The organism is Limnoraphis robusta CS-951 (genome assembly GCF_000972705.2).
In genome coordinates, this window is sequence record NZ_LATL02000360.1 from 1 (window position 1) to 8478 (window position 8478).

Below are 8478 nucleotides of genomic sequence, written 5' to 3' on the forward strand. Positions count from 1 at the left end.
GTGACGTACTCAACACCCTAAGCTGACGCTATAGGGGTCGCTTCTCTTGAATTTCTTCTAGAGCGTTTTATAGTGAGTTTCACGCCCAGACCCACTTTTTTAATTAAGATGGCACTGTTCAAATCTCTATCAAGTTCAGTTGAACAATGAGGGCAACTATGCCATCTTTCCGATAATTCTTTAGGTACAATATTGAGACAATTTGAACAGAATTGAGACGTATTTCTAGGATTAACTTTGACGACTTTCACTCCAGCGTTTTCGGCTTTGAATGATAGTATTTCGACAAATTGACCTAGACCTGCATCTGCCAAACTTTTATTTAACCCCGACTTAGCCGCTTGACCATTAGGTAAGTATTTTCCGGTTTCATCCTGTTTAGGCTTACATCGCTTTATCATATTGCGAATCTTTAAATCTTCGATAAAGATTACATCGGACTTAGCGATTAATTGATTAGCCTGCTCATAATGAAACTGCTTTCTCTGCCTTTGAATTCTTTGGTGGATCTTGGCAACCTTTCCGTACAGGAGTTTTCTGGCTCTACTTCCCTTCTTTCTACTAGCCGCTTTTCGTTGTAGCTTTTCCAGCTTGTCTTCAGCTTTACGGAAATATTTAGGAATGGGAATTGCTTCACCAGTCGATAAAGTTCCAAATTTCTCTAGCCCTAAATCAATCCCGATACTATTATTCTCTGTTGGTTCAATATCATCAGGGTTGAAGTCAGGAACAGTGTTATCAACTAAGGAAAGTGTTACATAAAAACCATCAGCTTTTTTTGTGACCAGAGCCGTTTTTATTGTGACACCTTCTGGTATAGGTCTGTGATATATGAGCTTAATCTTGCCCAGTTTAGGAAGTTGAATGTACCCGTCTTGAATACAATCAACCTTGACTCTAGAGTAAGAAAAAGTTCTATATCGACCTTTACTTTTAAAGCGAGGTTTACCACTTTTCTTCCCGTTACAATCGCCTTTTAAATACCTGTCAAAAGCTAGTTTGACTCGTTTCACCATATCCTGTAATACATCAGCATGAATGTCTTTGTATTCAGGAAAGAGTTGCTTAAGCCTAACTAAGTCTCGCTTTTGACCATAGTATTCCGGCTGTTCTCTTAGTCCTGGTAAATGAGAAACCAGTATCGAACAAGAATTAATAGGGCATCTGTTGCGCTCCCACCAATCAAATCTATCCCCTAGAAGATAGTTGTAATGGCGGCGTAACAACTCAAGCCAGTGGTTGATTCTGGCTTTCTGCTCAGTCGTAAGTCTTAATCGATACTGATATGCTAATCTCATGCTAGGATTGTAGCATATATCATTTAGTGTTGTGACTACAAAATCTTATAAGTCAACCGGACGTGCTGTTTCAAGCTTGCAAGCTCACTTGGTGCTTACAACCAAATATAGAAGAAAGGTGTTAACTAGACCTATGCTTGAACGACTTAAAGACCATATACATAATCTCTGTTCAAAATGGAACGTCCTCGTTATTGAATTCGTTGGCGAGGACAACCACATCCACTTGCTTTTTTCTTACTACCCGCAGTTAGATTTGTGCAAGTTTATTAACAACTTAAAAACGGTTACGAGTCGATTAATTCGTAAAGAGTTTGAACAAGAATTAAATCAGACTTACCGAGGAAAAGCAGTATTATGGAATGGATCTTACTTCATTGCTTCATGTGGTGGAGTTACTGTTGATGTGTTGAGAAAATACATCGAAGGACAGGAAGTTCCTGTGCATTGATAGAGATCCTGTCTGCCATTCCTCGTCACGGCAAATTAGAAATTATGCCGGACGGCTCCTGGCAGTTTAGCTGAAATCCCTATCCAATCAGCATTTTGTAAGAATTGGACGAGTTGAGTCGTTCCTTGCAGTAGCGCCACAATTGCATTCGTATCCAGCAAATAGCGATTACCACTCATCCCGCAGAGTCCTCTGCATTGCAACTGCATCTTCTGACCAGGCTAATTGTCCTGCCAAATCAGAAAAATCATACTTTAATTCTTGCTTATCAAGTGATGAAACTGGGTTTAAAACAAGGACAACATTTACCTCTACTGCCTTTAACTGAGTCAAAATATTAAGATTTAAGCAGCCAGATTCATCAGTCTTAGTCGTTAGTTGTAGAACTTCCATTACCAATAGAAGAGTAAACTTTATCTTGGCTGATTTTAGCACAATTTATCATCTGTTGGAATAGAGAGTAGATCCCTCGCTAATAATGTTGGGTTTCCTACCTCAACCCAACCTACTTTCTGACTGTTCATCGGTTAATAATGATATCTGCAAGCAAGAATTCTAATCTTATCATCTAACACTTGATAGACTAAGCGGTGTTCTTGGTCAATCCTTCTAGACCAACAACCCGATAGTTCATGCTTTAATTTTTCAGGTTTGCCAGTTCCTTGAAAGGGAGTCCGTCGGATCAAATTCCCAGCTTTTCACAGGCTTCCTCTAATCCCATTCCACCTTGACGATTTTTTGCTTCTAAAAGACGGCGTTTCATCGTTTCACTTTTTAACAAATAAGCAGTTTCCCTTTCCGATTCAATATCGCGCCATAAATCAATCGGAACAATGACAGCAACGGTTTCTCCCCGTTCATTGAATACATACTGAATATCTGTTTGGCTCATCTTTTTATTCGTACCTTGATTGAGTTTTAGCAACGATTATGAGACTATTATAGCGCGATTATCGCTCTTACGGTCAGCCAGCAAATGTTGGGTTTCGTACCTCAACCCAACCTACTCACTTGGAATTTTTTGAGGGTCTGAATCAGTTTCCAGTTCGGTTTGTACGGCTTTTAATTGCTCTGCCAGTTGATTGATTTCCCGCTCCAAATCTTTCCAATTTGCCGCACCCTGAAAGGAATGTTGTAAAGATTGAAGCTGATTTTCTAACGTCAGCAACTCTTTTAAGATTTCCAACTTCTGAGTATTGCTGTGGGAACTGTTGAGAACGGTATTTTGCAGTTCTTTTAATTCCAGATCGAGATGTAACCGCTTTTCTTTTACCCGCGCTTCCTGTTCTGAAACTTCAATTTTATGCAGGACGCTAACAAAATTTTCCCGCCATTTCCCAACGGATGAAATTAAATCTTGAACGGTTTTTGCAGGCCGATCTCCGCCTTGAGAAACTTCGATAATTCGGCTCAATTGTTCTTGAACTTTCTCTAAAGTTTCAGTTTGACTGACGGCTTTGGCTCTGGGTTCTAACTGTTGTTGAATTTCGGCCCGAAAGCGATCGCAATCTTTCCCAATTTCTGTAATGACCCTGGCAATTGATAAAATTGACTCAACCGTTTCTTGGGACAAACGACTACCACCCAGTTCGATTAATTCCTCGGTTCGCTTGTAGATGGCGTGAAAATGCTGCGATTTGTCAATCGGATTCATAGCAGCCCCCAGAAACTTAAGGTTAAATTAACACAAAAATACGTTCGCTTATCGTAACTCTAGCTTAATATAATCAGCATCGGCAGGTACTTCAAGCCTATCAAAAACCCAAATGCCACTTGCAGACAACAATCAACCCCCAGATTATATCGGATCGGGGATCGCATTTCCCGGTCAAACGAACGTCACCGGAGGGGTGCTGCTGAGTTCATCAACTCGTAACATCGAGGAGTCAATTTGGATTATCCTGAGTACCGACCTCGGAGAACGGGTCTATCGGCCCGATTTTGGCTCCCGTTTGTCGGAGTTGGTGTTTGCGCCCCTCAACCGCGAAACGCTTTTACTGCTGCGTCTCTACGTCGAAGAAGCGCTGAAAATGTGGGAACCCCGGATTATTTTGCGAGAAGTGCGAACCAACCCAGACCCAATTAGAGGTATGGTAGAACTGGATATTATCTATCAACCCAAAAATAGTTTTGAAACTCGCAGTTTGGTCTATCCATTTTACCTCGAACCAACTGTTCAATAATAGCGATCCGTATTAACTTTTAAAATTAGCAGCATGGTGAATTTTGATTTTCTGCCGAATTTACCCAAACCGAATCTAGACGATCGCAAATTTGAAGATTTAGTGCAGGAATGTTTGCTTCGGATTCCCCGCTATTGTCCCGAATGGACGAACCACAATCCGAGCGATCCGGGAATTACGATGATTGAACTGTTTTCCTGGCTAACCGATCAGATGTTGTATCGGTTCAATCAAGTTCCGATCCGCAATTATATTGTATTTTTGGAGATGTTGGGGATTCGTCTAAAGCCACCTGCTGCGGCGCGAACATTGATCACCTTTGAACTGACAAAAGAGCAAAATATACCCTTTCCAATTCCGGCGGGAACGGAGGTGGCAACCGAACGCACGGAAACCGAAGAAGCGATTATTTTCAGCACGGATAGAAAGTTCTTAATCGGAATTCCTCGGATACAATGTTTTTTGAAAGCCACAGAATATGATTATAATGAAAATCTGAGCAATGAGAGTTTGGAGGCTATTTTTCCGCGATCGCGATCGTTTTGGAGTCGCCAAGAAAACGGAGAATGGCTGACAACCATTCGCACTCCTATTTTTGAACAATCACCCCAACGGGGAAATTGTTTTTATCTGGTGATTGAACCCAAAGCAACGGGCGAAGAAAATAGCATTGAAGGTAATATTCTCGCCATCACGTTTAAAGGACAAGCCGCCACCGCAACGGGAATTGATCCGAAAAATCCGCCCCGAGAGTGGGAAGCCTGGAATGGTCGAGAATGGGTTTCGATTTTGCGACAGGAAAACGACGATCGCACCGATGGATTTAGTTTTGCAGAAATTACCCAACAAGGCCCGAATCCCGAACAGGGAGCGGATGTGATTTTGCACCTCCCAAATCGTTGGCCGGAGGATGATTTGGGAACTCAATATCGGGGTCATTGGATTCGTTGTATTTATCGATATTTGCGAGATAATGATGAGCAAGAATACGGTTACAGCAGTTCTCCGTTGATTTTTGGTTTGTCGGTGCGTGCCATTGGCGGAACCGTTGAGGCGACGCAATGCGTTTGGGTGCGCGATGAATTGTTGGGGGTGAGTAACGGTAAAGCGGGTCAGGTGTTTGAATTGCAGGGAAAACCCGTTCTCCAACGACAGAGCAACGAATATGTTGAAATTCAGCCCCCTGGCGATCGCAAACCCCGCGAACGATGGCTGGAAGTCCCGGATTTTGCCGATTCTAGAGCGAACGATCCCCATTATTTAATTGACTCCCAAACGGGTGTGGTTCAGTTTGGCCCGCTAATTCGAGAACCAAGTCAATTGAGGTTACAAACCCAGGCGCGAACCCGTTTTCAAACTCAAGACAGTCTGCAAACCCAGTTTACCGGAACAGAAGCCTCTGCGGATGCGCTTTCTCCGGCTAACGTTGAGACGGAAGGAAAGGCCCAAGAGCGTCAGTATGGTCGGGTGCCGCCACCGGGATCGGAAATTTATATGAAGGCTTACCGCACGGGGGGAGGGATGAGGGGAAATGTTGAGGCGGAAACGTTAACGGTATTGCGAACGGCGATCCCCTACGTCAAGCGGGTGATTAACTACGAAGCGGCGACGGGAGGAACGGAACCGGAGTCTTTGGAAAAGGCGGTTTTGCGGGTACCGGGACTGTTGCGATCAAGTCAACGGGCGATTATTCGGGATGATTTTGAATACCATGCGATGCGAGTTCCGGGTGCGGATGTGGCTCGCGCCCATTGTTTGGATGCGAACATGGAAATGGGTAGACGTTGGATCGAACCGGATGCTATTAAGCCGGGTCAGGTGTGTATTTTAACGATACCAAAGGCGGAGATTCAAGATTTGAGCCGGGGTTTATCTCCTGAAGAATTAAGGCTCGATGATGAACTGACTAAAAAGATTAAAGATTATTTGGACGATCGCAAACCGTTGGGGGTGCAAATTTTGCTGCGAGAACCTAAATATATTGGGGTGAAAGTTGAGGCTGTTGTTTTGGTTGGGCGGGATGGCGATCGCGAATATATTCGTTCTCAATTTCTGCAACTTTTGTATCGGTTTCTCAATCCCATTACGGGCGGAACAAACGGTCTGGGCTGGCCGTTAGGACATCCGGTTTATCCATCGGATGTGGTCGCCTATTGTCAGAAATTTTATCAGCAAATTCCTCACGTTCGTTATTTAAAAGCGTTAGAACTGAGGGGAATTCGTCCACAAGATCGCCCGAATTGGATTGTTGCGCCCATACCCGAACCTGTTATTTATCCGGGGGAATTTGGGGTTGTTTGTTCTTGGGATAATGGAGAGGAGAACGAAGAACGAAAAACCGCTCACGAGATTAAGTTTATACTGGATAATTAAGACTAAAATTCTCAAATTGGATGACTCAAACTAACTCTCGTCCAACCCTTTATCTTCGACTTACCGCCATGCAGCTTCCCGATGGTGGGAGTTTAGAAAAGTTGGCGTTATCTCCTCGTCAAACCGAAGATACAAGAAAAACAACCTTAAGGGTTTATCCGGGAGAACCGAGTGAAATTATCCTGAAATTAGAGAATCAGTCAGAAGAATCTCTCACACTAAACTTACAGCTAGAAATTGAACCCAAAATTAATCCAAATTGGTGTCAATGGTATCAGCAAAGCGTTAATAATGGTGTTACTCAACCCCAAGACGTTCGAGGGTTCAGCTATCAACTAACAATTGCGCCTCAACAACAGCAAGAAATCGAAATTGAGTTTGAATTTCCGCAAAGTTTTTTTGAAGAACAAACCGCGTTAACTTCGGAACAGAGTAAACTAGAAATTAATTATTTTGCCCAACTTTTTGTTTATAGCAATCATTTCAATAATAGGTTAATTGGTTATCAAGTTTTTGACTTAAAAATTGCTCCTAGAATAGAATATCTGGACTTTTTACCTGTTATTTACAGTGAAACAGATTTTCTCAGTCGTTTCTTGAAAATACTTGAAGAAACCTATGACCCAGCCATTCAAACCACCGATAATTTATGGGCCTATCTTGACCCGCTAACGGCACCAAAAGCGCTTCTTCCTTTTTTAGCCCAGTGGGTAGGTTGGAAAATGGATTCTCGCTGGCCTCTTGATATTCAACGCCGCCTCATTCGCAATGCAATTGTTCTTTATCGTTGGCATGGAACTCGTAAAGGTTTGCGGTTTTATCTGCATCTTTTTACGGGTTTACCCCTCGATGAAGACTTACCAGAAGCCGAGAAACATATTAATATTTGGGAAGATTTTAATCGGGGGTTTGTTCTCGGAGCAACTCATATTAATCAAGATTCGATGTTGGGAGGCGGACGCGCTTATCACTTTATTGTTCGCTTGCGAGTTGACTTTCCAAATCAGATTGATGAACCGTTAGTGCGAGAAATTATTGAACAATATAAACCCGCTTTTTGCACCTACGAACTTAACATCATGTAGGTTGGGTTGACAAAGGAAACCCAACATCAAAGTAGGTTGGGTTGACAAAGGAAACCCAACATCATGTAGGTTGAGTAGTAGGTTGGGTTGACGAAGGAAACCCAAAATCAAAGTAGGTTGAGTAGTAGGTTGGGTTGACGAAGGAAACCCAAAATCAAAGTAGGTTGGGTTGACAAAGGAAACCCAACATCAAAGTAGGTTGAGTTGACAAAGGAAACCCAACATCAAAGTAGGTTGGGTTGACAAAGGAAACCCAACATCAAAGTAGGTTGGGTTGACAAAGGAAACCCAAAACTTAATATAATTCTATTCAAACCCAATCCCTTCTATAAAGTAAATTTCTTCATTTTCACCCCAATTCAATGTTAGCAAACCATTTTTTACAAACCGATGAAAGCTAGAATATTGCCAGTCTTTAGGAGACTTAACCAAGCCATGTTTAACCGGATTATAATGAATATAATCGACGTGTTGAATCAAGTCTTTATCATCTCGAATACAATGTTCCCAAAATCGCCTTTGCCAAATTGCTTGTTCATTTTTTCGTTGTCGGGATAAGGAATATTTTTGTTTATATTTGGAGTCACATCGACGGCTAAATTCACTTTTAATCAGTCGCCAACGGGTTGAAAAGTCGCAATCATTTTCAGGTAATGTCCAGATACAATGCAAATGATCGGGGAGAATTACTATAGCATCAATTGTAAAGGGATGATTTCCCATAACATAGCGAAAAGCTTCCCGCAGAAGTGCTATATTATCAGGTTCGCAAAGGATTTTACGCCGTTGATAGGTGACAACAGTAAAAAAGTAAGTTCCCCCGTTAATTTTTGCACGACGGTATCGCATATTTCACTCAAAAAAGTAGGTTGGGTAGAACGAAAGTGAAACCCAACATTAAAGTTAACACAACGACCGCAAAAGTAGCAAAAGTAGGTTGGGTAGAACGACAGTGAAACCCAACATTAAAGTTAACACAACGACCGCAAAAGTAGGTTGGGTTGACAAAGGAAACCCAACATTAAAGTTAACACAACGAGCGCAAAAGTAGGTTGGGTTAACAAAGGAAACCCAACATTAAAGTTAAC

General features: G+C 42.2%; 11 protein-coding genes. 4 read left to right on the forward strand and 7 right to left on the reverse strand.

Annotation, left to right across the window (positions count from 1 at the left end; all coding sequences use genetic code 11):
- Positions 1-17: 17 nt before the first annotated feature.
- A complete protein-coding gene (locus WN50_RS30535) occupies positions 18-1298 on the reverse strand; it encodes an RNA-guided endonuclease InsQ/TnpB family protein (RefSeq protein ID WP_046280231.1) in 1281 nt (426 codons plus the stop codon).
- A 31-nt stretch (positions 1299-1329) separates the two neighbouring features.
- Here WN50_RS30535 and tnpA point away from each other — a divergent pair, with 31 nt between their 5' ends.
- Positions 1330-1749, forward strand: coding sequence for an IS200/IS605 family transposase (gene tnpA / locus WN50_RS30540; protein ID WP_039895582.1), 420 nt, complete (start codon positions 1330-1332; stop codon positions 1747-1749).
- Between the two features lie 35 nt (positions 1750-1784).
- Here the strand turns inward: tnpA and WN50_RS35000 are convergent, their stop codons facing one another.
- The 5 genes from WN50_RS35000 to WN50_RS30555 form a co-directional block, all read right to left on the reverse strand.
- Complete coding sequence (locus WN50_RS35000; RefSeq protein WP_160315465.1) at positions 1785-1928, reverse strand: PIN domain-containing protein; 144 nt, start codon at positions 1926-1928, stop codon at positions 1785-1787.
- Complete coding sequence (locus WN50_RS30545; RefSeq protein ID WP_046277817.1) at positions 1918-2142, reverse strand: hypothetical protein; 225 nt, start codon at positions 2140-2142, stop codon at positions 1918-1920. Before WN50_RS30545 ends, WN50_RS35000 begins: the two co-directional genes overlap by 11 nt.
- A gap of 134 nt (positions 2143-2276) precedes the next feature.
- Positions 2277-2435: a Txe/YoeB family addiction module toxin gene (locus WN50_RS33075; protein WP_082172329.1), complete on the reverse strand. Its 159-nt coding sequence runs from the start codon at positions 2433-2435 to the stop codon at positions 2277-2279.
- On the reverse strand, positions 2432-2641 hold the full coding sequence (locus WN50_RS30550; RefSeq protein ID WP_046277812.1) for a prevent-host-death protein: 210 nt from the start codon (positions 2639-2641) through the stop codon (positions 2432-2434). Before WN50_RS30550 ends, WN50_RS33075 begins: the two co-directional genes overlap by 4 nt.
- A 111-nt stretch (positions 2642-2752) precedes the next feature.
- On the reverse strand, positions 2753-3403 hold the full coding sequence (locus WN50_RS30555) for a hypothetical protein (RefSeq protein WP_046277813.1): 651 nt from the start codon (positions 3401-3403) through the stop codon (positions 2753-2755).
- Between the two features lie 112 nt (positions 3404-3515).
- On the opposite strand from WN50_RS30555, the gene WN50_RS30560 reads away from it, so the two are divergent.
- The 3 genes from WN50_RS30560 to WN50_RS30570 are packed head-to-tail and all read left to right on the forward strand — an operon-like array spanning position 3516 to position 7390.
- Positions 3516-3932: a GPW/gp25 family protein gene (locus WN50_RS30560; protein ID WP_046277814.1), complete on the forward strand. Its 417-nt coding sequence runs from the start codon at positions 3516-3518 to the stop codon at positions 3930-3932.
- Positions 3933-3965: 33 nt separating this feature from the next.
- Positions 3966-6305 carry a putative baseplate assembly protein gene (locus WN50_RS30565; protein WP_235440841.1) on the forward strand — a complete coding sequence of 780 codons (2340 nt, stop codon included), beginning with the start codon at positions 3966-3968 and terminating at the stop codon, positions 6303-6305.
- 20 nt (positions 6306-6325) lie between these two features.
- Positions 6326-7390, forward strand: coding sequence for a phage tail protein (locus tag WN50_RS30570; protein ID WP_046277815.1), 1065 nt, complete (start codon positions 6326-6328; stop codon positions 7388-7390).
- Positions 7391-7696: 306 nt separating this feature from the next.
- Here WN50_RS30570 and WN50_RS30575 read toward each other — a convergent pair whose 3' ends face one another.
- On the reverse strand, positions 7697-8239 hold the full coding sequence (locus WN50_RS30575; RefSeq protein WP_046277816.1) for an REP-associated tyrosine transposase: 543 nt from the start codon (positions 8237-8239) through the stop codon (positions 7697-7699).
- Between the last annotated feature and the right edge of the window lie 239 nt (positions 8240-8478).